At 62.9% G+C, this 25260-nt stretch carries 24 protein-coding genes, 1 tRNA gene and 2 pseudogenes; 17 read left to right on the top strand and 10 right to left on the bottom strand.

Translation table 11 applies throughout. From position 1 onward, the window contains the following. Positions 1–7 precede the first annotated feature (7 nt). The 9 genes from J5Y21_RS06950 to J5Y21_RS06910 all read left to right on the top strand — a co-directional run bounded on the left by J5Y21_RS06950 (position 8) and on the right by J5Y21_RS06910 (position 10003). Positions 8–433, top strand: coding sequence for a hypothetical protein (locus J5Y21_RS06950; protein ID WP_210573970.1), 426 nt, complete (start codon positions 8–10; stop codon positions 431–433). After that, the gene (locus J5Y21_RS06945) at positions 426–1358 is read left to right on the top strand and encodes a substrate-binding domain-containing protein (protein ID WP_210573969.1); all 933 of its coding nucleotides are present in this window, start codon (positions 426–428) and stop codon (positions 1356–1358) included. The genes J5Y21_RS06950 and J5Y21_RS06945 overlap by 8 nt, the downstream gene beginning before the upstream one ends. A gap of 325 nt (positions 1359–1683) precedes the next feature. Then, entirely contained in the window at positions 1684–2751 is a 1068-nt protein-coding gene (locus J5Y21_RS11695; RefSeq protein ID WP_210573968.1) for a histidine kinase, read from the top strand. Next, positions 2748–3410 carry a response regulator transcription factor gene (locus J5Y21_RS06935; protein WP_210573967.1) on the top strand — a complete coding sequence of 221 codons (663 nt, stop codon included), beginning with the start codon at positions 2748–2750 and terminating at the stop codon, positions 3408–3410. Before J5Y21_RS11695 ends, J5Y21_RS06935 begins: the two co-directional genes overlap by 4 nt. A gap of 87 nt (positions 3411–3497) precedes the next feature. Beyond that, a complete protein-coding gene (locus tag J5Y21_RS06930; protein ID WP_210573966.1) occupies positions 3498–4373 on the top strand; it encodes an ATP-binding cassette domain-containing protein in 876 nt (291 codons plus the stop codon). Next, complete coding sequence (locus J5Y21_RS06925; protein WP_210573964.1) at positions 4370–5065, top strand: hypothetical protein; 696 nt, start codon at positions 4370–4372, stop codon at positions 5063–5065. The genes J5Y21_RS06930 and J5Y21_RS06925 overlap by 4 nt, the downstream gene beginning before the upstream one ends. A gap of 2 nt (positions 5066–5067) precedes the next feature. Continuing rightward, positions 5068–6324 (top strand): DUF418 domain-containing protein, encoded by a 1257-nt coding sequence (locus tag J5Y21_RS06920; RefSeq protein ID WP_210573962.1) that lies wholly within the window; start codon positions 5068–5070, stop codon positions 6322–6324. Positions 6325–6377: 53 nt separating this feature from the next. Continuing rightward, positions 6378–8054: an ABC transporter ATP-binding protein gene (locus J5Y21_RS06915; protein WP_210573960.1), complete on the top strand. Its 1677-nt coding sequence runs from the start codon at positions 6378–6380 to the stop codon at positions 8052–8054. Then, complete coding sequence (locus J5Y21_RS06910) at positions 8051–10003, top strand: ABC transporter ATP-binding protein (RefSeq protein ID WP_210573958.1); 1953 nt, start codon at positions 8051–8053, stop codon at positions 10001–10003. Before J5Y21_RS06915 ends, J5Y21_RS06910 begins: the two co-directional genes overlap by 4 nt. A 151-nt stretch (positions 10004–10154) precedes the next feature. Here the strand turns inward: J5Y21_RS06910 and J5Y21_RS06905 are convergent. Next, positions 10155–10283, bottom strand: a pseudogene (locus J5Y21_RS06905) (IS3 family transposase); the annotation flags it as partial. Between the two features lie 140 nt (positions 10284–10423). Further along, positions 10424–10555: a hypothetical protein gene (locus J5Y21_RS11790; RefSeq protein ID WP_282597872.1), complete on the bottom strand. Its 132-nt coding sequence runs from the start codon at positions 10553–10555 to the stop codon at positions 10424–10426. A 207-nt stretch (positions 10556–10762) separates the two neighbouring features. Here J5Y21_RS11790 and J5Y21_RS06900 point away from each other — a divergent pair, with 207 nt between their 5' ends. Beyond that, positions 10763–11833: an HNH endonuclease signature motif containing protein gene (locus J5Y21_RS06900; RefSeq protein WP_349236963.1), complete on the top strand. Its 1071-nt coding sequence runs from the start codon at positions 10763–10765 to the stop codon at positions 11831–11833. Between the two features lie 124 nt (positions 11834–11957). Here J5Y21_RS06900 and J5Y21_RS06895 read toward each other — a convergent pair whose 3' ends face one another. Then, positions 11958–13010 carry a hypothetical protein gene (locus J5Y21_RS06895; RefSeq protein ID WP_210573954.1) on the bottom strand — a complete coding sequence of 351 codons (1053 nt, stop codon included), beginning with the start codon at positions 13008–13010 and terminating at the stop codon, positions 11958–11960. A gap of 72 nt (positions 13011–13082) precedes the next feature. Between J5Y21_RS06895 and J5Y21_RS06890 the strand changes: the two genes are divergently transcribed. Then, the gene (locus tag J5Y21_RS06890; protein ID WP_210573952.1) at positions 13083–13694 is read left to right on the top strand and encodes a DUF1707 domain-containing protein; all 612 of its coding nucleotides are present in this window, start codon (positions 13083–13085) and stop codon (positions 13692–13694) included. Positions 13695–13721: 27 nt separating this feature from the next. After that, the gene (locus tag J5Y21_RS06885; protein WP_210573950.1) at positions 13722–15002 is read left to right on the top strand and encodes a pyridoxal phosphate-dependent aminotransferase; all 1281 of its coding nucleotides are present in this window, start codon (positions 13722–13724) and stop codon (positions 15000–15002) included. A 113-nt stretch (positions 15003–15115) separates the two neighbouring features. On the opposite strand, the gene J5Y21_RS06880 is transcribed toward J5Y21_RS06885, so the two are convergent. The 4 genes from J5Y21_RS06880 to dcd form a co-directional block, all read right to left on the bottom strand. After that, positions 15116–16012, bottom strand: a complete 897-nt coding sequence (locus tag J5Y21_RS06880; RefSeq protein ID WP_210573948.1) for an NAD(P)/FAD-dependent oxidoreductase — start codon at positions 16010–16012, stop codon at positions 15116–15118. A 247-nt stretch (positions 16013–16259) separates the two neighbouring features. Then, positions 16260–17588, bottom strand: coding sequence for a UDP-glucose/GDP-mannose dehydrogenase family protein (locus tag J5Y21_RS06875; RefSeq protein ID WP_210573946.1), 1329 nt, complete (start codon positions 17586–17588; stop codon positions 16260–16262). 116 nt (positions 17589–17704) lie between these two features. After that, positions 17705–18013, bottom strand: a complete 309-nt coding sequence (locus J5Y21_RS06870) for a hypothetical protein (RefSeq protein ID WP_210573944.1) — start codon at positions 18011–18013, stop codon at positions 17705–17707. A 117-nt stretch (positions 18014–18130) separates the two neighbouring features. After that, on the bottom strand, positions 18131–18694 hold the full coding sequence (gene dcd, locus J5Y21_RS06865; RefSeq protein WP_210573942.1) for a dCTP deaminase: 564 nt from the start codon (positions 18692–18694) through the stop codon (positions 18131–18133). A 102-nt stretch (positions 18695–18796) separates the two neighbouring features. On the opposite strand from dcd, the gene J5Y21_RS06860 reads away from it, so the two are divergent. Beyond that, positions 18797–18870 (top strand) — tRNA-Gly (locus J5Y21_RS06860). 97 nt (positions 18871–18967) lie between these two features. On the opposite strand, the pseudogene J5Y21_RS11690 reads toward J5Y21_RS06860, so the two are convergent. Next, positions 18968–19159, bottom strand: a pseudogene (locus J5Y21_RS11690) (IS481 family transposase); the annotation flags it as partial. Between the two features lie 169 nt (positions 19160–19328). On the opposite strand from J5Y21_RS11690, the gene J5Y21_RS06855 reads away from it, so the two are divergent. Together J5Y21_RS06855 and J5Y21_RS06850 are read left to right on the top strand one after the other, a co-directional pair. Next, positions 19329–20420, top strand: coding sequence for an alpha/beta fold hydrolase (locus J5Y21_RS06855; RefSeq protein ID WP_349236962.1), 1092 nt, complete (start codon positions 19329–19331; stop codon positions 20418–20420). 10 nt (positions 20421–20430) lie between these two features. Continuing rightward, positions 20431–21165: an alpha/beta fold hydrolase gene (locus J5Y21_RS06850; RefSeq protein ID WP_349236961.1), complete on the top strand. Its 735-nt coding sequence runs from the start codon at positions 20431–20433 to the stop codon at positions 21163–21165. Here the strand turns inward: J5Y21_RS06850 and J5Y21_RS06845 are convergent. Together J5Y21_RS06845 and J5Y21_RS06840 are read right to left on the bottom strand one after the other, a co-directional pair. Next, complete coding sequence (locus J5Y21_RS06845; protein WP_349236964.1) at positions 21162–22847, bottom strand: VanW family protein; 1686 nt, start codon at positions 22845–22847, stop codon at positions 21162–21164. The genes J5Y21_RS06850 and J5Y21_RS06845 overlap by 4 nt on opposite strands. Positions 22848–22901: 54 nt before the next feature. Continuing rightward, positions 22902–24029, bottom strand: coding sequence for a glycoside hydrolase family 3 protein (locus tag J5Y21_RS06840; protein ID WP_210573936.1), 1128 nt, complete (start codon positions 24027–24029; stop codon positions 22902–22904). Between the two features lie 73 nt (positions 24030–24102). On the opposite strand from J5Y21_RS06840, the gene J5Y21_RS06835 reads away from it, so the two are divergent. Both J5Y21_RS06835 and J5Y21_RS06830 read left to right on the top strand, forming a co-directional pair. Continuing rightward, positions 24103–24318 carry a DUF2613 domain-containing protein gene (locus tag J5Y21_RS06835; protein WP_210573934.1) on the top strand — a complete coding sequence of 72 codons (216 nt, stop codon included), beginning with the start codon at positions 24103–24105 and terminating at the stop codon, positions 24316–24318. Beyond that, positions 24319–25260: alpha-(1->3)-arabinofuranosyltransferase family protein (locus tag J5Y21_RS06830; RefSeq protein WP_210573931.1), on the top strand; the 942-nt coding region annotated here is incomplete at its 3' end.

The following is a 25260-nucleotide window of genomic DNA, read 5'->3' as shown; positions in this document are numbered from 1 at the left end:
CCCTCTCATGACGAACCCGAACGAGACCCCTGACCTGTCCCCAATGGCCCAGGATCTCATCAGGAGCGAGGCTCCGGATGAGGCTCTGGAGGCGCTGCTCGCTGAGCTCGAGGAAACCGCTGACGAGCTGCGCGTCGAGCTCAACGCCCGCGGCCGCAACAAGGCGAGCTTGGCCGCCGACCACGAGGCAGCTGCCAGCGAAACAGTGATCGAACCGACCGAGGGCGGCGATACGACCGTCGTCGCGGCGGAAGGCACTAAGCCCGCCCGCAAGCACAAGAAGATCAACCCCAACGTCACGCCAGAGCAGCAGGCGGAGCTGGACGAGAATTTCGCGAAGTACTGGACGAATTCGAAGGGTTCGTGGAAGAACCTCTTCCGCCTGCTCCGCGAGTTCCGTGCCGAGATGCAGGAGGGCAAGCAGAATGGCTAAGACACGTAAGGCACTAGTCGCGTCCGCGCTGGCGGCGGTCACGGTTTTCGCATCCGCCTGCTCGTCAGATAACACGCCGGGCGAGGACGCGATCCAGGTGACGGGTTCGGCAACGGTTGAGCCGATCACGTCCTACATGGCGAACCGCTACGATTTCGATGTCAATGTCGAGGCGATCGGTTCGACGGACGGTTTCGAGAAGTTCTGCAACGGCGAGGCGGACATCAACGACGCGTCGGTGACGATTTCGGACGATTACCAGAAGCAGTGCGGCGACAACGACGTCGAATTCATCGAGCTGCCGATCGGTTTGGACGCGATCACGATCGTCAAGCACCGCGACAACGATTTCGCGGCGGACCTCACCACGCAGCAGCTGCACGATATCTGGTCGAAGGATTCCCCGGTGTCCAAGTGGTCGGACATCGACCCGTCGTGGCCGGATGAGGAGATCAAGCTGTACGGCCGCCCGGAGGGTTCGGGCACGCTCGACGTGTTCAAGGACCTTGTCCTGGACGGCGACGAGATCCGCGACGATTACGAGGCCACGGACGACGTCGAGGAGCTGTCCGCGTGGGTCGCCGAAGATCCGAACGCGCTGTCGTTCATGGGCATCGGCAACTACCTCGCCACCGAGGACGAGCACCAGAAGTTCATCGACAACGTCAATGTCGACGGCATCGCCCCGAGTTCGGAGGAGACGAAGAGCGGCAATTACCCGCTGTCGCGTCCGCTGTTCATTTACGTGAACAAGGCCTCGACGGAGCGGGAGGACGTGGATAAGTTCGTCACGACGTACCTCGAGCATTCGGAGGCCGTCATGCCGCGCGTGTTCTTCTACCAGCTGCCGGAGGAGGATTACGGCAACGCGCAGAAGCGTTACGCCGACCGCACGACCGGCCCGGACGATCGCTGGCAGGGCTAAACGCACGCTTATCGACGCCCCCATCCCCCCGCTGTAGGCTGTCTCCGTCGCCGTCTACAGCGAGGGGATTTTCATGAATTGGGAGCGGGCGGTACAGACCTGCGTGGGCCGCGGCCACTCCCACCCGCCGCAGGATCGATCTCGTCCGCCTCACGGAGGTCCTTGCTGGGGATTGCGCGGGCGCTGCCGACTATTCCGTCGGGGACCTATTGTTGTCCCCATGGTTCGAGCAGCAGGAAGCACACGCGCGGGGGATTCGCGGCGCATCTTTGCATGGCTTGCAATTGCCCTGATTACGGTATTTTTCTGTTTCGACTGGATTACGGTGCAGTCGCACGGTGACGCGGTGCCCGCCCCAGCGGTCGCGGCGGGCACGGTTCTCCTCGTCGTGTGCGGGGTGGGGTGCGTGCTGTATCGGGATCGGCCGCTGTGGTCGGTGATTGCAGTCGCTGGATGCGCCACGCTGTCGTTGGCTATTCCCTCTCTGAGCGTGCCTTTGTATTGGACAGTACCGGTCTGTCTGGCGGCATTCGTGACCTCGTATCGTTTGCCGCCGCGACTCCGGCCGTGGACTGCGGCGTGGATTCTCGGCATCACGGCGGCAGAGCAGCTCATGCACTGGCACGAGGCGCTGGACCTCAACGCGCTTCCTGCCACCCGCTCTCTGCTCAGTGCCGTGGCATCTATTGTCGTCGCGTGGCTCGTGCTGGGGTTTTTCTTCCTTCTCGGTACCCAAATTCGCCAGCGCCGCGACCGCATTGACGAGCTCAAACAGCGGATCGAGTTCGCCCACGTCCGTGAGCGGACCCAAATCGCTCGGGAAATGCACGACATTGTCGCTCATTCACTCGCGGGCATCACCGCGCTTGCCGACGGCGCCCGGTACGCTGCCGCCTCCAACCCCGCCGAAGCACAAGAAGCACTCGAAACAATCAGCGAGGAATCCCGCACTGCCCTCTCCCAAATGCGCGGCTTGCTTAGCGTGTTACGCGAGGAGGATTCTAGCCACCCCGCGGGCGCGACGCCCGGACGGCGCGATTTCGAAGACTTGTTCGCCGATGCCCGGGCCCGGGGGCTCGACCTCGCAGTGGACGGCTTCGACACGCTTCCGGAGGATCTGCCTGCCCTCACTCAGTTCACCCTCTACCGCATTTGCCAAGAGATGGTGACGAACATGCTGCGCCATGCGTCGGAGCAAACAGGCTCAATCGTTTTTTCGACGAATGCGAAAGAGGTGGTGGTCGTGGCTGCGAACCCGGCGTCGATAAGCAAGCAAGAAAGCGACGGGTTCGGGTTGGTCGGCATCCGCGAGCGGGTAGCCGCGCACGGCGGCAGGGTGCGTATTGCTGATTCGGACGGATCGTTCGTCCTTGAAGTGGAGGTTCCGCGATGATCACCGTTGCGCTTGTCGACGATCAACCCCTTGTTCGCGCCGGTTTTTCCATGCTGGTCAACTCCCAGCCCGACATGGAAGTGGTGTGGCAGGCCAACGATGGAACGGGTGTGCTCGGGCAGAGCACCGCCGACATCGTGCTGCTGGACATCCGAATGCCTGGCACCGACGGCATCACCGCCTGCAGCTCGTTACTGGAGGAACAGCCCCATACCCGAGTGATCATGTTGACCACCTTCGACGACCGCGATCTCGTTCTCGGTGCCCTCGAAGCTGGCGCGTCCGGCTTCTTGCTCAAAGACGCCGACCCTGACGAGCTGCTCGAAGCGATCCGAACCGTTCACGGCGGCGACGCGGTGCTCGCCCCCAAGGTGACCAAGTACGTCATCGGAGCGGCGCACGCACCTGAGCAGCAAGAGGCCATGCGCAATGAGACGATGCTCGAGCAGCTAACACCCCGCGAGGTCGAAATTCTCCGGCTTGTTGCGCTCGGCTACTCCAACGAGGAGATCGCCGCAGCGGAGACGCTCTCTCCCGCCACCGTGAAAACGCACGTGCACCGCATCCTGTTCAAAACGGATTCACGCGACCGCGTGCACGCTGTTCTCTTCGCCTTCCGCGCTGGTGTGGTGGGCACGAGCGAATTGCTCGGCCACTAGGCATGCCGCGTACACCCTGAGGTGTACGCCCGGATATACACCCGCAGACCGACGTTTTCCCCGCTCGGCAGCGCGAATATCGAAACCATGATCAACGTTCAAAGTTTGACAAAACGGTATTCGCGCTCGACGGCTGTCGACGCTCTCAGTTTCACCGCCCCCGATGGCGCAGTCACAGGCTTCCTCGGCCCGAATGGGTCCGGGAAGTCCACGACATTGCGCATGGTCGTCGGGCTTGAATCGCCCGACGAGGGCACAGCGCTTATCGACGGCACCCCTTTCCGCTCCCTCCCCCATCCCGCCCGATCCGTCGGTGCACTACTCAACCCGGAATGGATCGCGCCGCACATGACGGGCCGCGCTCACCTGAAAATGGTGGCCGACTACGCGGGTGTTCCCGCGTCCCTCGCCGACGAGTCCTTGGAGGCGTTCGGCCTCACCAACGCGGCGACCCGGAAGGTGAAAAATTACTCCCTCGGCATGCGCCAACGCCTTGGAGTCGCCTCCGCCTTGATCGGGGACCCAGCGAACGTCATCCTCGACGAGCCAGTCAACGGACTCGACCCCCAGGGCGTGGCCTGGATGCGCGGACGTATCCGGCAGATGGCAGCCGACGGCCGGGCAGTCGTAGTTTCCTCGCACCTGATGAGCGAAATGCAGCTGACTGCCGACCGTCTCGTCGTCATCGACAACGGATCCCTCGTCGGCGAAGGAGATCTCGACGACTTCCTCGGATCACACCGCGTTGAAGCGCTCTGCAGCGACCCGGCGCGGCTCGCACAAGCCACGGGAGGCCAGATTGTCGGCGAGACCGTCATCGTCGACAACGCCACGCCGCGCGATGTCGGCGAGACCGCCCAACGCGCGGGCGTGACCGTGTACTCGCTCCAAGAAACGAGACGCAGCCTGGAAGATGTCTTCCTCGATTCCACCAACCACCGCGCAAAGGAGACGAACCGATGAACACACTGAAAGCTACATGCCGCGAGATCTTTTCCCGCCCTTCCACCGGCCTTCTTCTCGCATTCATTGCTGCGGCACTGATCGCCGGGCCGATCATGGTTGCCGCGCTGCTCGGCCCAAACGGCACAAACACCATTGACCCGGCAATGCTGCTTATCCCGGCGAGCTTCATGCTTCCTGTCGCTCTCGCCGCCGGTGCGTTTCCCGCCGGTGGCGCACATTCGCGAGGCACGATCGGGTATGCCTACCTCGCTTCGAACCACCGTGGCAAAGAACTCGCATGCCGCGTGGGAGTGGCCGCCCTCGCGTGCACTCTGACCGCGTTCATCGCGTCGGGCATCGGAATCGGCGGCTCGCACATGTTCGTCGACGGGATCGCCGCAATGGGAGCAGAGAGCACGTCGATGGTCCTGGCCCAAGCAAAGCTCTGGATCGTCTACCCGCTACTCGCGGCGCTGTCCGCAGTGGCTCTCGGTTCCGGCACAGCCTCCTTTTTCGTGTGGGTCGTCGAGTCGTGGATCGTGGAGACCGCTCTCGGGGCAGTCAACCAGCCGTGGGCGAACGCGATTCTCAACATTCTGCCTGGCGGAGCGGTCACTAACGGTACTACAGGTGCGATCACGCTCGTGATCTGGGTTGCTGCTCTCGCTGCGGTGGCCTACGCCACCGCGCATCGACGGGCGGTGAAGTAAGAATGGCTGGAGCATTCACCGCTTCCCGTCGACGTTTCATCGCCCCTGACCTGGCTCGGGGGCTCGCCCTCGTCGGTATCGCGATGGCCAATATGGTCACGGACTGGGATCCGGCGGAAGGAGTCGACCACGCCGCAGGCCTCGGCGGCTACAACGGTGCCGGGACCGTGCTCGAAAAGACGCTGGTCTTTTTCGAGACGCTTTTCGTGCACGTGCGCGGGCTGCCCATGTTCGCCACCTTGCTCGGTGTCGGAGTGGGCATGATCTTTGCCAGCCTGGCCCGGCGCGGGTACCCATTGCGGGCACGCCGCAAGGTACTGGCACGCCGCTACGGATTCCTGTTTCTCTTTGGGCTCATCCACAAGACTCTGTTTTTCACCAACGACATCATGACCGCCTACGGCATCGCGGCATTGCTGCTGTGTCTTGTCATTGGATGGAGTGACCGCGCACTCTATATTCTCGCGGGCGCGGTGTTCACCGTCCAAGCAGTGGCCCGCACCCCCGGCATTATCGCCGCGTTCGGCGCATCGCAGGAACCTGTCGGCGGAGAACCCGCCCGGATCACCGATCTCGGTGAGCGCATGTCGAACGGCATCTCCATTGTCATGATGTACCCCGCGCTTGCCGCGATTGAGATGATGTCTTTCTTGCCACTCGTCATCGTCGGCTTCATCTGGGGCCGCCGAAAAGTCTTCGGCGATCTGCCTGCGAACCGCACGATGTTTCGCGCATGGGCGCTCCTTGCAGCAGTGCTCATTCCTGCCATCGGGATCCCGTGGGGCTTCGCGGAGATCGGCGTTCTCGGCCCCGGCTGGGCAGCCGGTCTCACCGATGCGAACGAATTGCTCGGGCTGCTCACGGGGCCCGGCATTCTCGCCGCGATCGCCCTTGCGTGCCAGCCTCTGCAGGCGCGTATCGACGCCGGGGGCGCGCTTCCTCCCGCCCTCGAACCGTTCATCGCGCTCGGAAAGAGATCCATGAGCGGCTACCTGGGGCAAACGATCCTGTTCATGCTGACCACACAGCCCGCGTTCTGGTGGGTCACGCGGGATGCCACCATTGCGGGCAAGCTCGGGTGGGCGCTGCTCGTCTGGCTGGCTACGGTCGCTGGTGCGTGGGCCTTGGAGAAGGCAGGCAAACCTGGCCCTTTCGAGTGGCTCCATCGCCGCCTGTCCTACGGCAAGAACGGCCTGCCGGACCACTACGAGCAAGTCTGCTCCACGCCTGTTCGCCGAGGTAGCAGCACCGGACGGTGAAATTCTCACCGCAAGGTTTAGTATTGCCCCTGTCTAAAAGAGAGGGGCAACTCGTGGATCTCATCCGCCTGACCGGGAGGTTCAGCAGGCCGTACGCGGGGTTGATCGCCGCGGTGGTCGTGCTGCAACTTCTGTCGACTCTGGCCACCTTGTACCTGCCGGATTTGAACGCGGACATCATCAATAACGGTGTCGCGCAGGCCGATGTGGCATATATCCGGCGCACCGGCCTGGTCATGCTGGCTGTCTCGATGGTGCAGGTCGCCGCGGCTGTGGCTGCGGTGTGGTTCGCCTCAGCGGCGGCAATGCGCACCGGCCGCGATATCCGCCGGGCCGTCTACGACAATGTCAGCCGCTTCACCTCCGAAGACATGTCGCACTTCGGCGCGGCGACGCTGACCACCCGAGCGACGAACGACGTGCAGCAGGTGCAGATGACCACCCTGCTGTTCTTCAATTTCATGGTTACCGCCCCGATCATGGCGGTCGGTGGCGTGATCATGGCGCTGCGCCAGGACGCGGGCATGTCGTGGCTGGTCATCGTGGCTGTTGCGGTGCTCGCCATCGTCGTCGCGGTCATCGCGGCGCTGCTCATGCCGCTGTTCCGGAAAATGCAGCAAAAACTCGACGCCATTAACGGGCTGCTGCGCGAGCAGATCGCCGGTATCCGCGTCGTCCGCGCCTTCGGCCGCGAGGATTTCGAGACGAAGCGCTTCACCGACGCCAACACCGCGTTGACGAAGCTGAGCCTGAATATCGGCCGGGTCTTCGTCACCATGTTCCCCGTCATCATGCTGATCCTGAACCTCGCCACCGCGGCGGTCCTCTGGTTCGGCGGCCACCGTGTGGATCAGGGGCTCGTCGAGGTCGGTTCGCTCACCGCATTCATGCAGTACCTCATGCAGATCCTCATGGCGGTGATGATGGGCGTGTTCATGCTCATGATGCTGCCGCGCGCCATTGTCTGCGGCCGCCGTATCGCGGAGGTGCTGCACTACGAGCACACCGTCCCGCCAGCACAACAGGCGGACGCACCCGCGGTAGAACCCGGTGTCGTCGAATTCCGCGGCGTCACCTACCGCTACCCCGGCGCCGAAGAACCCGTGCTCAAAGATGTCGACTTAACAGCGCGGCCCGGCACCGTCACGGCGGTCACCGGCTCGACAGGCTCAGGGAAGTCGACGCTCATGGGGCTCATCCCGCAGCTCTACTACCCCACCTCCGGCCAGGTGAGCGTGGGCGGCAAGGTGGGCATGGTCCCGCAGAAGCCGTGGCTCTACCGCGGCACCGTCGCCTCCAACCTCCGCGTGGGCAAACCGGACGCCACCGACGACGAGATGTGGGAAGCCCTGCGCACCGCCCAGGCGCACTTCGTCGATGACCTGGACATGCCGATCGCCCAGGGCGGCACCAATGTCTCAGGCGGGCAGCGCCAGCGGTTGTGCATCGCGCGCATGCTCATCGCCGCACCCGATATCTACCTGTTCGACGACTCGTTTTCCGCCCTCGACGCCGTCACCGAAACGAAGCTCCAGAACGCCATGACCAGCTACACCGACGGAAAAACCGTGCTGGTGGTGGCGCAGAGGGTGGCGTCGATAAGCGGTGCGGACCAGATTCTCGTGATGGAAGCCGGCGAAATCGTCGCACGCGGAACCCACGACGAACTGCTGCGCACCAGCACGACCTACCGCGAGATCGACGCGAGCCAGAAGCAGGTGACCGCATGAACGAGCAGCTTACCGACGACCAACTCGCCGCCTACGAAGAATCCATGGCCGGCGACGACTACTCCAACAAAGCCCCCCGCAAAGCCAAACACTTCTGGCCGTCCGCGAAACGCCTGCTCGGACTGCTCGCGCCATACAAAATCGCGCTGACCTTTGTCTTCCTCATGAACGCCGCGTCCGTCGTCCTAGCGGTGTGGGCGCCGCGCGTGATGGGGCACGCGATGGACGTGATTTTCTCCGGCGTCATCTCCCGGCAGCTGCCGGAGGGCACGACGAAGGAACAGGCCGTCGAGGGCCTGCGCGCCGCCGGCCAGGACCGCTTCGCCGACATGGCTGAGGCGATGGACTTGAACCCCGGCCAGGGCATCGACTTCGACCGGCTCCGCGACCTCATCGTCACGGTGCTCGCGCTCTACCTGTTCGCGTCCCTGCTGATGTGGGCGCAAGGCGCGATCCTGAATCGGTTGACCATGCGCGCCGTGTTCGATCTGCGAGAACGCGTCGAAGCGAAGATCAACCGCCTGCCGCTGTCCTATTTCGACTCCCGGCAGCGCGGCGACGTCATGAGCCGCACCACCAACGACGTCGACAACATCCAGCAAGCCCTCCAGCAATCCCTCGCATCGCTGTTCAACGCGCTGCTGACGGTGGTGGGCATCGTCGTCATGATGGTCGCCATCTCCTGGCAGCTCGCCCTCGTCGCGCTGCTCGCGATCCCGCTGACCGGCGCCGTCATCGGGCTGGTGGGCACGCGCTCGCAAAAGCAATTCGTCACCCAGTGGAAAGCCACCGGCGATTTGAACGGCCACGTCGAAGAAGCCTTCTCCGGTCACGACGTCACCACCATCTTCGGCCGCAGCGCACAGATTCGCCGCGAATTCGACGAGCGCAACGAAGAGCTCGCCGCCGCCGCGCAAAAAGCCCAGTTCCTGGCCAACTCGATGCACCCGATCATGCAGTTCATCGGGTCCCTGTCGTACGTGGCCGTCGCGGTTCTCGGCGGCCTCAAAGTCGCCTCCGGCCAGCTCACCCTCGGCGACGCCACCGCCTTCATCCAGTACTCCCGCCAAATGAACCAGCCGCTCGGCGAGATCGCAGGGATGATGCAGATGCTCCAGTCCGGCGTCGCCTCCGCCGAGCGCGTCTTCGAACTACTCGATGCCGAGGAGGAGGAAGAGGATAAGGGGGCTGGGGCGTCGTCGATAAGCGAGAAAACGCGCGGCCTCGTCGAATTCGACCACGTCGACTTCTCGTATGCCCCCGACTCCCCGCTCATCGAGGACCTCAGCCTGCGCGTCGAGCCCGGACAGACCGCCGCCATCGTCGGACCGACCGGTGCCGGCAAGACCACACTGGTCAACCTCATCATGCGGTTCTACGACGTCGACGCCGGCGCCATCCGCCTCGACGGCACCGACATCCGCGACCTCACCCGCGCCGAGCTGCGCTCCCGCATCGGCATGGTGCTCCAGGATGCCGTTCTGTTCAAAGGCACCATCATGGAGAACATCCGCTACGGGCGCCTCGACGCCACCGACGACGAGGTCATCGCCGCCGCGCAAGCCACCTACGTCGACCGCTTCGTGCGCACCCTCCCCGACGGGTACGACACCGAAATCGACCAAGACAGCGGCTCCATTTCCGCCGGCGAACGCCAGCTCATCACCATCGCCCGCGCGTTCCTGTCGCAGCCCGGCCTGCTCATCCTCGACGAAGCCACCAGCTCCGTGGACACCCGCACCGAAGTCCTCGTCCAAGACGCCATGAACGCGCTGCGCACCAACCGCACCAGCTTCGTCATCGCGCACCGCTTATCGACGATCCGCGACGCCGACCTCATCATCGTCATGCAGCACGGCACAATCGCCGAGCAAGGAACCCACGAGGAACTCCTTGCCCGCCGCGGCACCTATTTCGAGCTGAATCTATCGCAGTTCAGCGCAGAATGACCCGTTTCTGCCGGCGCCGTTCACCCCTTTTCGGCTATTTTTCGCCGTTTTGCGCCCCGTGTGGCCTGCGTGTTTGGGCGTTGTCTACGGAAGTAGACCCGCTACACCCGCAAAAACTGAACTAGCCCCCGAGGTTTGGACTGGTTTAATTCTAGGCGGTGAGGGCTTCACGGGTCTGATTCCGATTTTGCATCGGAGTCAGACCCTTTAGTCGTTGTTGGATGCGTTCGGTGTTGTACCACTGGATGTACTCGTCGATTGCTTGGTTGAACTCCTCGACGGTGTACTGATATTCGCTCAGCGAACTTCGTGCTCTCAATGAAAACTGCTCCCCCTTAGCCGGGTAACTGATTTCTCAGTCCAACTAATGGGGAGCAGTTCACATTTCGCGGGCGGGGAGCTTTTTCGTCTCAGCTGTTCTTAGCGACGGAACAGCATGTTGACGTAGTTGTACAGGAACTGATCCACGCGGCTGAACGCGATGGAGGAACCACGGTAAGCGACGTAATCGAAGATGTTGTCAAACCACCAGTACATGAGAGATCCTTTCATTTAGTGAGGAAACAGCGCCTCAATTGTTAGCCAGATTCCACCGCCTTTCAACTCCAAAGCGCAATTGAGAACAAACACGCTTATCGACGCCGCCCTCCCAGTTTTTACCCCTTTTTCACGCCCCGTGACCTGCCTGTTTGGGCGATGTCTACTGAAGTAGACATCGTTTCGTAGACGATGGGTTGCGCGCGGTTTAACGTTTGTGCTGTGAACGATTTTGACGCGTTTCTAACAACACTCAGCAGTCCCATGGACATCCTGGCCGGTTTCGACCGCCAGGCTGCTCAGGCTGCCGGCGTCAAACCCACCACCTATATCGAATGGGAAAAAGCCCACGAGACCTACTTCGGCACAACCCGCTCCACCCGCAAGCAAGCCCACGCAGTACGCATCGCCCGTGAGACGGGGAAGTCACTCGACCAGATCCTGTTCATCGAACAGCAAGTGCGTTCGTTGGGTACGGAGAAGGAGAAGTGGAAGATCCGCCTGGCGTTGCTGTCTGTGCGTGGGAACTACGAGACGTTGAAACGCCGCGCGAAAGACATCGTCCCTGAGCCGGATACACCTGCTCCTGAGTCGGCGGTGCGGTTCGGTAAGGAGCGGAAAGGCAAGCGCACCTTCAGTGCTACTGGTGATGCGAGTGATATCGCTGCCCTTGAGTACGCGCTGCGCCAAAAACTCGACGCTAACCGTCCTGAGGGCCCGCAGATGTACGAGGCATTCCACGACCTGCTGCACAACGATGGTGCTGTCGCTGACGCTGTTCCACGCCCGCTGGTGCAAATCCCGCTGGCGGATTACATCTCGATCCTCGGCGGCCAGGGCGATGACACCATCCTTGGGTTGTCGGATGGCACCACGATGACCGGTGCGGAGTATCTGGCCCACCATCACTCCAAGGACCTTGAGGTGGCGCTGTTCCACCCGCAGGCAGGTCCGGTGAACCTGTACAACACGAAGCGGTTCGCGAATAAGAAGCAGCGTGATCTTGCCCGGGCAACACTGACCACGTGTCCTGTACCGGATTGTCGGCATGCTGCTGATAACTGCGAGGTCCACCACATCGAACCGTGGGCCCGAGGTGGACAGACGAACATGAACAACCTGTCGGTGTTGTGCAGGTATCACAACCGCACCAACGACGATGACCCCGACAGACACAACAGAGGCCGAATACAGGTGCGCGATGGGACACCGACATGGGTTTCACCGCGCGGAACACCAGTACCGAACAGGACACACCAATACGGTGCGATGCACCTGCTGTTCGGGAAATAGCGAAAAGGCCGCAGACACAGTCTGACCACGCTCATCGCGTGAATCAGGCATGTCCACGGCCACTTCCGCACGCCCAAAACAAAGACCGGGCCCCACAACGGGACCCGGTCTTTGGCGCGGCGTTTTAGTACATGCTCATGTAGCCACCCGGCTGCTCCGGGTGCTGGTACGGCTGGCCGGCGGGATTGCCTGCCGGCCCCGTCGCCTGGCCTGCCTTCCCGTATTCACTGATCCAGCGGTAAATAAACACGATGCCCAGGACCTCGACTGGCATGGCTACGATTCCCCCGACGCCAAGCGTGAAGAAAACGAGAGCCATACATGCGATTCCCAGAAGGAACAAGGCACCGAAAACGCGCCAGTATTGAGCTTTCACGTCATGCCACGCGGCCCCGAACGCACCGATTGCGGAAGTCTTTCCGTCGATCGCATAGAGCGGGACCATCACCAGGATCGGCATGAGGAAGATCATCCCGAGCAAGAAAACGAAGGAAAGGATGCCCCCGAGTACCGGAACTTGATTTGCCAAGAGACCTGCAACGAAGATGTAAGCGATTAGAACGACCATCACTAGGGCATAAGCTGCAAGACCCTGTCCCCACGGCACATTCTTGAATATGTTGCTCCACGTCGGCTTGACACCTCGGGTGTCCTGCAACGCGGTCTTGTACAAGACGACGCCAACCGCGAACGAGAAAGCGTAAAGCAGGATGCAAAAGATGACCATGGATATCAACGCGCTTTTACTGAGGTCTCCGGTATCGGGATCCGCGCCTGCCACGATCTGCGGAAGAATGAGGACGAGAGCGCCGACGATAGCGATGATCATCGGGAGGAACTGCAAGCCCAAGTAGACGTGCCACTGGCTGGTGAAGAAGCGCTTGAAGCCGAAGGCGACTGCCTCAGCGGGAGGCAGCTCTGCTGGCGGAATGTGAAGCGGGCGACCGGACTCGGACTGGGATTCCGGGTTCACGTAGCCGGAAGTCGGCGGATACGGGTTGCCTGGCCCCTGGTACGCATTACCTGGCCCCTGGTACGCATTGCCTGGCCCCTGCCCCTGGCCGTAGTGCTGGCCGTACGCCTGTCCGGCGTTTTGGCCGGCACCGTAGCCACCGGGTTGGCCGGAGGGGTTACTGCCGTACTGTGGATAGCTGTTGGGATCATTGGGATTGGTCATGGGCTATATAATATTTGAGGCCAAATGATTGTCTAGGCGAATCGGCGCATTGGACGGATTAGTATTGAAATCGTGACGTATCAGCCCCCGCATAATCCGCAGAAGCGCAGCAGTGATCTTGTCCGTTTGTCGGATTTGGATCGCTCGGACGCCGTGGCACGGCTGAGTTATGCGCTCGGCGAGGGCCGGTTGGACAGCGACGAGTTCAACCGTCGCTGCGAAAAGGTAGAGCAGGCGACGACGCGGCAGGATTTGGTGCCGCTGTTCAGTGATCTGCCGGAGCATCAACGCCAGGAGGTCGCCGAGCAGACGTTCACGCGTAGCGAGATTGAACGCGCCCGCGCGAACGGGAAGAACACTCGCCTGGGCATTTTCCTCTTGGGGTCGTTGGCTTCTTTCGCGGGAACGGTGGGGCTTTCGACCGCGACGGGGGCGGGGGCATGGGCGTTGCTGTTGTTGATCATCCCGACGCTATTCACGCTTCTCTACATCATGAAGGCTGGGCCGGACAGCTGGTACGCACCGAGTCCGCGGCAGCTTGACCGCCAAAGGTTCCGGGAGTTGCAGCAGGCGAACCGATTGGAGTTGGAGCGTCGGAAGGTGGAGCGCACTTTGCAGCGCGACCAGCTGACGGGCGATGCGATGAATTTGGCGCAGCGCGCGTTAAACCGTTTCACTAAATAGGCGCCGGATTTTTGGGACAATTGCCGTATGAGCAAAGAGAAGAAGTCCGGCAAGCAAGAAAAGCAGCAGCGTGCGCCGCTCAAGGCACACCGCCACTTCGATCAGGCGGAGAAGATCAAGGGTGTGTCGTACGATCTCCGCGGCCCTGTCGCGACGGCGGCGGAGGAGATGGAGCGCGACGGCCACACCATTTTGAAGCTCAATACTGGTAACCCGGCGGTCTTCGGTTTCGAGGCACCGGATGTGATCATGCGGGACATGATCGCGGCGTTGCCGACATCGCAGGGGTACACGACGTCGAAGGGCATCATTCCGGCGCGGCGTGCCATCGTCACGCGTTACGAGGAGATCGACGGCTTCCCGGACTTCGACATCGACGACGTGTATTTGGGCAACGGCGTGTCCGAGCTCATCACGATGACGACACAAGCTCTGCTTAACGACGGCGACGAGGTCCTCATCCCCTCCCCCGACTATCCCCTCTGGACTGCTGCGACGACGCTCGCGGGCGGTAAGGCTGTCCATTATCTTTGCGACGAAGAGGATGGTTGGAACCCGTCGATCGAGGACATCCGCTCGAAGGTCACGGACCGCACGAAGGCGATCGTGGTGATCAACCCGAATAACCCGACGGGCGCGGTCTATTCGAAGAAGGTCCTGGAGGATATCGCCGACGTCGCGCGCGAGCACGAGCTCATGGTGCTCTCCGACGAGATCTACGATCGCGTGCTTTACGACGGCGCCGTGCACCACTCCATGGCCGCCATCGCCCCCGACCTAGTCACTCTGACGTTCAATGGTCTTTCCAAGGCCTACCGCGTGTGCGGTTACCGCGCCGGCTGGCTGGTGATTACTGGTCCGCGCCGCCGCGCCACCGGCTTCATCGAGGGGCTCGACCTGCTTGCCGGCACGCGTCTGTGCTCGAATGTGCCGGGCCAGCACGCCATCCAGGTCGCTCTCGGCGGACGCCAGTCCATTTACGGCCTGACCGGCGAAGGCGGCCGCTTGAAGAAGCAGCGCGATATCGCTGTGAAGAAGCTCCGCGAGATCCCCGGTGTCTCCGTCGTCGAGCCGAAGGGCGCGATGTACGCGTTCCCGAAGCTGGACATGGACATGTACCAGATCCACGACGACGAGCAATTCATGCTCGACCTACTCAAGAGCGAGAAGATCCTCATGGTCGGCGGCTCCGGTTTCAACTACCCGACACCGGACCACTTCCGCGTGGTCACCCTGCCGTGGGCGTCGCAGCTGGAAAATGCGCTCGAGCGCTTGGGCAACTTCCTGTCCGATTACCACCAGCACTGATCAAGCGCAGCGCATGGTGCACTCGCTTATCGACGGCACCGCCCCCCCAGCTCCAGCAAGTGTGGGTCTTCCGGATTGGTCTGAATGATGGCTTTCATTCCACACCACCGTACTTAAATCCAATCATCCTCGACGAGGAAGCCGTTGACCGTGATAGCAGCAGCGTTGGCCTGGCCCATGGCCATCGCCACCTGTGCACCTGGATTGACCACGTTGCCTACGGCCCAAATGCGCGGGTGGCTGGTGGCACCGGTGAGATCAGCCTCGATCAGGCTGCCGCCCATCGCCGGTGGCGGGCTATGGCGCTTGAGATTGAGGTCAGCGAGGAACTCATCGTGGGGGCGGGGAATGGGCATGTAAAACAGTGCATCGACGGCATGCTCGTCGCTTTCCAGCAGGACTTTTCCGTCTTGGAAGGCGGTGACGGGGCCGTCGATAAGCGCAATGCCCCGCCGAGTCAGGTCCGCGCGCTGCTCGTCGGTGAATTCCATTCCATTGGTGAAGAAGGTGATGTCCTTCGACCACTGGCGCAGAACCGCGGCATGGTGGAAGGAGAACTCGCCGATGCAGAGCACGCCGAGCTTCTTGTCCGCCACCTCGTATCCGTGGCAGTAGGGGCAGTGGAGGACCGTATCTCCCCAGTTTTCTTGCAGGCCCGGGATAGCTGGGTGCTCGTCGTCCACGCCGCTGGCGACGATGATAGAGCGGGCAGCGATGGTCTCACCGTTGCTCAACGTGGCGGTGAGCGTGCGGTCATTATCGGTGACGGAATCCACGGTGGCGTTCACGATCTGCGCGCCATAGCTGCGCAGCTGCTCCTTGCCGCGCTCTTGAAACTCAAGGGGTGGCGTGCCCTCGAGGGCAATGACTCCATGAATTTCATGGGCGAAACGGTTGCGGGGAGTGGCGGAATCAACAATGAGCACGCTTCGGCGGGCGCGGACCATGACTAGGGCTGCCTGCAGGCCGGCCGCGCCACCGCCGATGATGAGGGTATCTACTGTCTGCATGGCCCCGAGTAAACCAGAGGAGGGTTTAAACGGCAATGGTTTTCAGTAGTTTGTGGCAGGCGTCTTGCCCAACCCTGACTTGGCCAAGTTAGTGCCGAAGGGTTGGGGTGTGGTGGGAATTCGTCAACATGAGGCATCGGCCAGAATCGGGAATCCGGCCGTCGAAGGAAGGCGCCTTGTGTATCCTTTGGGTGTCGTTGAGCCTTTAAGGAGCAAGAAAGTAGCATGACCCACCCCCCGGCCAGCGCTAGAGTGAACGCCCCAGCGCCCACATCTCCCATCCGGCCTCCTGCCAGGAGGCGACGGGGAGGACATTGCGGGCGTCGATAAGCTTCTTCTCTGCGACGAGCTGTCCGGCGTGGTCGGGGTCGAGCTGCTTGAATTCGTCCCACTCGGTAGCGAGAATCACAAGCTCGGCATCGGTGAGCGCATCGTCGAGGGAGGCCGCGTAGTCCAGCGTCGGGAAGACCTTGCGGGCATTGTCCATGCCCTGCGGGTCGTAGACACGCACCGCAGCACCAGCCAGGTTGAGCTGGCCGGCCACCGCGAGCGCCGGCGAATCACGCACATCGTCAGAATTCGGCTTGAACGCCGCGCCCAGCACCGTGATGCGGCGGCCGATGAGCGAGCCGAGGATCTCACGCGACAGGTCGATCACGCGCTGGCGGCGGCGCATGTTGATCGCGTCGACCTCGCGCAGGAAGGTCAGAGCTTGGTCCGCGCCGACCTCGCCGGCGCGCGCCATGAACGCGCGGATATCCTTCGGCAGGCAGCCGCCGCCGAAGCCGAGACCTGCGCCGAGGAATTTGCGGCCGATGCGGTCGTCGTGGCCGATGGCGTCGGCAAGCTGGGTGACGTCGGCTCCGACGATCTCGCACACCTCGGAGACCGCGTTGATGAACGAGATCTTCGTGGCCAAAAACGCGTTGGCGGAGACCTTGACCAGCTCCGCAGTCTGCAGGTCAGTGACGATGAACGGGGTGTCCTTGGCGAGCGGCGTCGCGTAGATCTCGCGGGCGACCTCCTCGGCCCGCGAATTCTCCCCGCGCGTGCCGAGCACGATGCGGTCCGGCTCAATCGTGTCCTTGACCGCGTAGCCTTCGCGCAGGAACTCCGGGTTCCACGCCACCTCGACGCTCGCGCCCTTGCCGGCCTGCTCGGCTACAGCGTCGGCGCGCTCCTGCAGCGCGCGTGCCGTGCCGACCGGGACCGTCGACTTACCGAGGATCACGTGCTCACCCTCGAGGTGCGGGACCAGCGAGTCGATCGCAGCCTCGACATAGGTGGTGTCCGCCGCATACGAACCGCGCTGCTGCGGAGTGCCCACGCCAATGAAGTGCACGTTCGCGAACGCCGCGGCTTCCTCGTAGTCAGTGGTGAAGCCCAAGCGACCGGACTCGATATTGCGTTTGAGCACTTCTGGCAGCCCCGGCTCGTAGAACGGAACGTCGCCGTTCTTCAACGCGTCGATTTTCGCCTGGTCAACGTCAATGCCGAGCACCTCGTGCCCCAGTTCCGCCATGCAGGCGGCGTGCGTTGCTCCAAGGTACCCGGTGCCAATCACAGTCATGCGCATACGGGACATTATGCAAGGTTCGCGCCCACCTTGACCCATATCGCGGTTAAGGTCAGCCGAATTGGGAATGAACAAAGCGGGCACGCAAACCGCGCGCCCGCTTTAGCTCCGGGAATCTAGTGAGCGTGGCCGCAACCGCAGCCCGCCGGCTCCTTGACCTCGTGCGGCTCGCACTCGCACTCGCCCTTTTCGTGGTGGTGCTCATGACCGTGCTCAGTGCAGTGCGCGTGGCCCTGGCCCTTCTTGCAGTCGCAGTCGCACTCGCTTGCTTCGCAGTCGCAGGTCATGTGGTGGCCGCACTCGCAGTGGCCCGACTCGCAACCACACTGCGCGTCGGTGGCGTGCACGTCTTTGAGGCCGAGTTCGTTCTTGTCGTCGTGGCCGCCGCAGCAGCCCTGGTTAGCAGCGTCGTTGGGGGTGGTCATGGGGAACTCCTGTCTCCTAAGTGAAAACGTTTTCCGTTAATGAAAACCTGTTGAAAACGAGCTTAATCACTCGAGCCTGCCCATGCCGAAAACGGGGTGAATCACCCCCGCGGGCTACTACCGGAAGTTCAGATACGCCTTCGACGGGGTCGGACCACGCTGCCCTTGATACTTGGAACCGACAGCAGATGAACCATAGGGATTCTCGGCGGGCGACGACATCTGGAACAGCGCAAGCTGCCCCACCTTCATCTCCGGCCAAAGGGTGATCGGCAGGTTGGCCACGTTGGACAGCTCGAGGGTGATGTGGCCAGTAAAGCCCGGGTCGATAAACCCTGCGGTGGAGTGCGTGACCAGGCCGAGGCGGCCCAGCGAACTCTTACCTTCCAGGCGTCCAGCGAGGTCGGCGGGCAGCGCGAAATTCTCGAGGGTGGCAGCGAGGACGAATTCACCGGGGTGAAGCACAAACGGCTCCCCTTCCGGAACTTCCACCTCGGTGGTCAGCTCCGGCATCTCCTTCTTCGGGTCGATGTGCGTGTACTTGGAGTTGTTGAACACGCGGAAGAAGCGGTCGATGCGCACGTCCACACTGGACGGCTGAACCAGGTCCGGGCTGAACGGATCGATGCTCAGACGGCCGGAGTCGATGGCGGAACGAATGTCACGGTCAGAAAGAAGCACGGCTTCATCTTACGGTGCCGCCTTCTGCCGCGGGCTGGCAGGGTTTTTCAGTCTCGGATACGGGCGGTGCTACGATGATCTGCGCTGCTTCCGAGCAGCGAAGCCGGCGTAGTTTAGTGGTAGAACATCAGCTTCCCAAGCTGAGAGTGCGAGTTCGATTCTCGTCGCCGGCTCCATTTGTCATCAGTCGGGACATCGTTGACAGATCAGTCGCGACATGGTGGACAAACCGGTGTCTTGGTTTTTATTTTTCCAAGGCGCCGGTTTTGGTTTTTAGGTCAGTGGGGGTTGGCCTTTTCGCCAGTAGGCTTTTTGGTAATTGCGGGATGTGTCGATGTAGTGCTCGGCGATGGGTTCGCCGGTTTCTTTTAGTGATGTTGTGATGTGGTTGTCGGTGATGATCATCAGGACTTCTTCACCGCTGTAGGCGCGTCCGATTCCTAGGCTGTAGAGCCTGCCGGCGTACGGCTTTGACGATGGCGAGGTTGCGGTTCGGGCTGTTCATTTGTCAACGATGTCCCGACTGATCCCCGCATCGGCACCAGACGCGCGGGGGTAGCGGAAGGTGTCAACGATGTCGCGACTGAGGTGTCAACCATCACCCCAGAATGTTTCGTCAGCCTAATTGTCAACCATGTCGCGACTGACCTGTCAACCATCAGGAATGATGTCCCAGGCACACCGTGTCAACTATGTCATGACTTCAGACATCGTCGCCGGCTCCATTTTTCGCCCGACGAATCTTCCCCTTGATACTGTTTTGGACATGAAACAGTTTTCCCGTCGTGCCGCGGCGGTACTCACCGCAGGTGCTTGCCTTTTGGCCGCGCCTGCCCCTTCTTCAGCTCAGTCCAGTGGCAGCCAGTTATCCAGCGCTTTGAGTAGCGAAGCAGCCGGCTCGAGCAGTGGTTCTTCAGGCACAGGTCCGCTGGGCTCGTCAGGGCTCGCCCCGGGTGGGTTGAGTCCTCAGGCAGCCACGGTGTTCAACGATCCTTCCTGCACCCCTGCACCGGAGCATTCCACGCCGGTGCTGTTTGTTCACGGAACCGCAGGGAATTCAGCCATGTGGCTCCCGACGGCGAAGGTTCTCCAAAAACGCGGGTATTGCGTTTTCGCGTGGGACTTCGGCAAGCTGCCACCTGCAAAGCAAGCAATGTTCCCTGGGTTTTACGGTTTGGCGGACGTGGACTCAAATGCACGGGAGCTCGCCGCCAACGTGGAGAAGGTGAAGTCGCTAACGGGGGCGGAGAAAGTCGACATCGTCGGGCACTCGCAAGGAGCGATGCTGGCCAAGAAGTACATCGCACAGCTTGGTGGCGCTGACAATGTCAGGCGCGTTGTCGGGGCGGGCGGATCCTTCCACGGGACGAGGGGCAGTGGTCTGATGGAGGGCGGAAACGCACGGGAATCGAGCAGTTCCGCGATCCAGTCTCCGTCCCAGCAGCATTGGGACTCGGAGCATATCCGCACTCTGAACACGTTCCCGGACACCGATCCCCGCGTGGTGTACACATCGCTCTATTCCTCGAGCGACGGTGTGGTCACCCCGTATACAAGCTCCATGCTCGAGTCGGTAAACGGGGCTGACGTTGCAAATATCGAGGTTCAGGCCGTGTGCGGCGGGACGGTCAACCACATTTTCATGCCTCAGAACCCGAAGATCACTGCGCTGGTCGCGTGGGGTCTTGAGCGCGATCGGGGCGACCACACGCCGAAGCACTGTTAGCGTAAGCGGTGTGAACCTGTTCAGGCCTGTTCTCAACGACCCCGATTTCACGCCGACACATCCAACCCCGGTGCTATACGTGCACGGGATCCACAGCCGGGCAAGCGGGTTCCGTCGCAGCGCGCGGCACCTGCGAGAGAACGGCTACTGGGTGTGGGGTTTCAACTACGGGAAGATGTTCCTGCCTGGGCTGTACGGGACGGGAAGGTTGGAGGATTCGCTGGATCAGCTGCGGGCGGACGTCGATAAGGTGCTCGCGGTAACGGGGGCGGACCAGGTCGATATTGTCGCGCATTCGCAGGGCGGGCTGCTGACGAAGCTATACATCGCCCAGGGCGGTGCGGACAAAGTGCGACGTGTGGTGGCGATGGGCGCGAATTTCCACGGCACGGATCTAGAAGGCGCGGCCCCGCGCGTGCTCCGGCGGTTTGACCGGCATCCGGGTCTGACGAAGCTGCTTCTCAGCCCGAGCGTGCCTCAGCAACTGGCGGGATCTCAGTGGATGCGCGAGAACGCTGATCCTCTGCCGGATACGGACCCGTCGGTGGTCTATACGGCGCTGTATTCCAGGCGCGACACGTTGGTCACGCCGAATACCGCGTCGACGCTCACCGCTGTCGACGGCGCTGACGTGGTCAACAGGGAGATTCCCGGCGCGCCGCTGCACCAGTTGATGATGCGCGACGCGGAGATCATCGAGCTCACCAAGTGGGGACTGGAGCGCGCGGCGAAAACCTCTGCTTAGCCACACTGCACGATCGGCTGCGGGTTGTACACCGTGGTCTGAGTTTCGCGGGAGAGTTCGTTGCCGGACAGGTCGCGGATGATGCGGGTGTCGGAGGTGGTGAAGCCCTGGGCACCGCCGGACGGGATGCACTCGCCGCCGGAAACGGTCTTGGGGCTCGGGGATGTATACGCCCAGCGTCCGCCGTTGACGGATTCGACTTCGCGGTCCTTGACGCCCTTGAGGCGGACGGTGATCTCGCCGCCGCCGAAGACGGTCTCGATCTTCACTGGGTGCGGGGTGTCGTTTTTGAAGGCGAGGTCGATGGCGCCTTCGTAGACGGTAGCTTCGCGGCCGGCCGGGTAGCGGGAGATGTAGTAGGAGTGCGGCGTGTGGTCGACGTCAGTCATGCCTGCGAAGTAGGAGGCGTTGTACAAGGTGGTGGCGAACTGCGAGATGCCGCCGCCGACGGCGTTGCCGGCACGCCCGTCAATGATGATGCCGGAGGACACGTACCCCTGGGCAGTGCCGCGGGGGCCGGTGTAGCCGTTGAGGGAGAAGGTCTCGCCGGGGCTGACGACAGCGCCGTTGACGGTGTCGGCGACGATCGAAATATTGGTGCCGGACGCGGAGCTGTACCCGGCGGTGGTGAATTCGCCGACGACGTCGTCGAAGGTGGCCTTGTTGGCCTGTTCGGTGGTGAACGTGGCGGGGGTGTCGCGGTAGGTGGCGTCCCAGGTGCGGGATTCGTCGCCAAGCACACGCTCGCCGAAGTTTTTCATGGTGTCGTCCCAGCGAATCTCGATGCCGTCGACGGACGGAGTCACTTCACCGGATGCGGAGATCGTGGCGTTCTTGCCTTCCTTGACGGTGTCCTTGAGCTGCTCGGCGAAGATGCCCTGGGCGGCTTCGGCGTTGACTTCAGGGACGATGCGGTGCTGCTCAGGGTCGTTGCGGAAGGTCACGATGTCGCCGATGTGCTCAGAGTCGATGACGGCATCGGTGTCGTCGCGGCCTTTCAAGGTCAGCGGTCCGCCGAGGGCGCGGGCGGCGGGGCCGTCGATGGCGTCTTTGACGAGTTTCTCGTTGATCGCGGGCTCGGTGACGGTGGGGTCGACCGAGACGCCGTCGGGGTTGAGCCAGTTGGAGGTCATGGCGCGTTTGAGCTCGTCAGCGGGGACGTCTTGACCGGGCTTAGGGTCCTTGACGTCGGTCTTGCCGTCTTTGATGGCCACCTCACCGTCGGTGGGTTCGACGGTGAGGTCTGTGGCGACGCGCTCGACGGTGGGCGCCAAGGCTGCTTCGTCGGCGGTGGAGACGATGTCGACTTCTCTGGTGCGGAACAGGCCCATCAGGCGCGAGATGGGGTTGGGGGATTCGGTGCCGGCGGCGTCGATGGTGGCTTGCCAGTCGGGTCCGAGGCCGGCGCTGGCGGGGACGAATTCGGTTTTCTCGTCGCCGGCGGTGACGGTGACGGGGTCGTCGTTGACATCGCCAAGCTCTAAGCTCAGCTTATCGACGGCCGCCGCAGGTGCCATCCCCCCGACTTCCACCCCACCGACGGCGGTGCCGCGGGGAACATTTCCCCGGTTGAACGCGAGATCTGCCAGGTAGAGCCCCAGCAGGAGGACGACGAGTCCGACGAAGAACCCGGCGGCGACTTTCACGCCGCGGCCGCTACCTGTCCCACGTTGGGCTTGCACACTACTCACGGGCATTAAGAGTAATGGACAACTGGGAAAAGGGAGGAATGCGGGCTAGCGGGGACCGTCGATAAGCTGCTGCTGGACTCTGCGCGCGGCGTCGTCGATGCGCGCGGGCGGGATCTCCCCTGCTTCGACGGCGGCGACGGTGCCGTCGATGGCCTCGCGCAGCCCGGCGCCGGAGGACCACAGAGCTTGGTCGGCGCCAGCGGCGATGGCGTGGCGGACGGCCTCAGGAGTGGGCATGAGGTCAGTGATGGCGCGCATGCCGGAGAGATCGTCGGTGACGACGACACCGTCGAAGGGCTGGCCACCGGGGTAGTTCCCTTCGCGCAGCATGGCGTACGCGTTGGGGTTGAGCGAGGACGGCGAGCGCCCATCGCCGACGCCGGGCACGACCATGTGCCCGACCATGACGGAGGCGTGCGGGAATTTCGGCAGAACGGCGGCGTACGGCGCGAGATCAAAGGAGTTCAGGTCCTGGATCGGCGGAGTGTGGGCCAGCGTCTGGTGGGTGTCGCCGCTGGCGCGCCCGTGGCCGGGGAAATGCTTGAAGGTGGGGGTGACGCCAGCGTCGACAAGCCCTTGTGCGAACAGCACGGCGACTTCCGCGACGCGTTCGGGCGATGAGCCGAAGGCGCGGTCGCCGACGACGTCGAGGCCGGCCGCGTCGACATCGAGAAGCGGAGCGTAGTCGACGTTGATGCCGTATTCCGCGAGGGTACGGCCGACGTCGTAGCCTTTGCCGCGGATCACTTCGGGCGGTTCTTGCGCGAGCTCGCGCGGCGTCGGGAACGAGCCGAGGACATCGGAGTGCCGTTGCACGCGGCCGCCTTCGAAGTCGATTCCGACGGAAAACGGTCGGTCGAATTCCTCCCGCAAAGCGTTGATATTGCGGCCTTTTTCGGTGAGCAGCCCCGGGTCGGACCAGCTCGGCAGGAACAGTCCGCCTGCGCCTTGCTCGAGCGCGGCGCGTGCTTCGTCGTAGTTTGTCACGCCGACGACCATCAGCGATGCGACGCGTTCGCGCAGGTCATCGGGCAAAGCGGGCGGCGGGGTCTCGGTGACGGTGCGCGTCTCGGTCACTTCGACGGTGACCGGTTCCGCCGCCTCGCGGGGTCCCGCGCACGCGACGCACAACACGCACGTCAGCGCGCCGACGGCCACAGCGACAGCACGCATCGCGGGCACCCCCCTTCTTTTTGCTTATCGACGTCTCCTTCCAGATCCTATCCCCCTGGTACCCTCAATTCCCATGACCTCCGTAATCCGCTCCCGCCGCTCCGGCCAGTCCTGGTCCCGCCGCACCCTCGGCCCCGTGCTGGCCAGCTCGGTGACCGGCATCGTGCTCGGTGTCGTGGGCGTGGTGGGCATCGCGTCGTTCTCCGGGCAGAACCAGGTCCCGTCGGGCAATGCCGTGCCCGCCGATGAGGCTGTGCTCGGCGGACCGGAGTACGGCTCCCGGCAGTAAATGCCCGCGCTGCGCACCCCTTTTCGGCAACATCTGCTCGGCTGGGTCGCACTGACGCTTCTGGCGTTTTTGCAGGCACCAGGGCGCACAGCCGCGGACACCAAATTCGACCTCACCGCCGACCCCGGCGCGTTCCTGGCCGCGGCGACGCACGCCTACACCGACCGCTTCACCCTCGGGCAGATCCAGAACCAGGCCTACGGCTACCTCTTTCCCCACGGCGCATTCTTCTGGCTGACGGAACCGCTGCCGGACTGGGTCGCGCAGCGCATCTGGTGGGCGATCGTCATGGGGATCGCCTTCTCCGGGACGGTGGTGCTGGGAAGGAGGATGGGGTTAAAGGGGGCGTCGATAAGCGTTGCTGCTTTTCTGTACGCGCTGAGCCCGCGCGTGCTGACGACGCTGACCGCGATCTCTTCTGAAGCCTGGCCCGTGGCCCTGGTGCCGTGGACGATCGCTCCGCTGCTCGCGCCGCGGCTGCGTCGGAGCGATGTCGCGGCGGCCGTGATTCCTGTCGCGCTGATGGGCGCGGTGAACGCGACTGCGACGATGATGGCGTGCCTGCCTGCGTTTCTGCTGCTGCTCTACCGCGCGGCGTGGAAACCCCTCGCCGGCTGGCTGCTCGGCGTCGCGCTCGTGTCCGCGTGGTGGATCGGCCCGCTGCTCGTGCTTGGCCGGTACTCGCCGCCGTTCACCGACTTCATCGAATCCGCGTACGTGACCACGCGCTGGACGAATCTCGCGGAGGTGCTGCGCGGCACGACATCGTGGGCGCCGTTCGTGGACACCGAGCGCACCGCCGGGCACCTGCTCGTCGCGGAACCCGTGTTCGTGCTGCTCACGCTCGCCGTCGCCGCATTCGGGCTCGCGGGCCTTGCGCTGCGAGACATGCCGTGGCGCGGATACCTCGTCGTGCTGCTGTGCTGTGGCGTCGGGCTGCTC

The organism is Corynebacterium sp. Marseille-P3884 (assembly GCF_017942225.1).
GTDB lineage: Bacteria > Actinomycetota > Actinomycetes > Mycobacteriales > Mycobacteriaceae > Corynebacterium.
The sequence above is the reverse complement of the archived record's forward strand: the minus strand, read 5'-3'. Positions and strand labels throughout refer to the sequence as shown.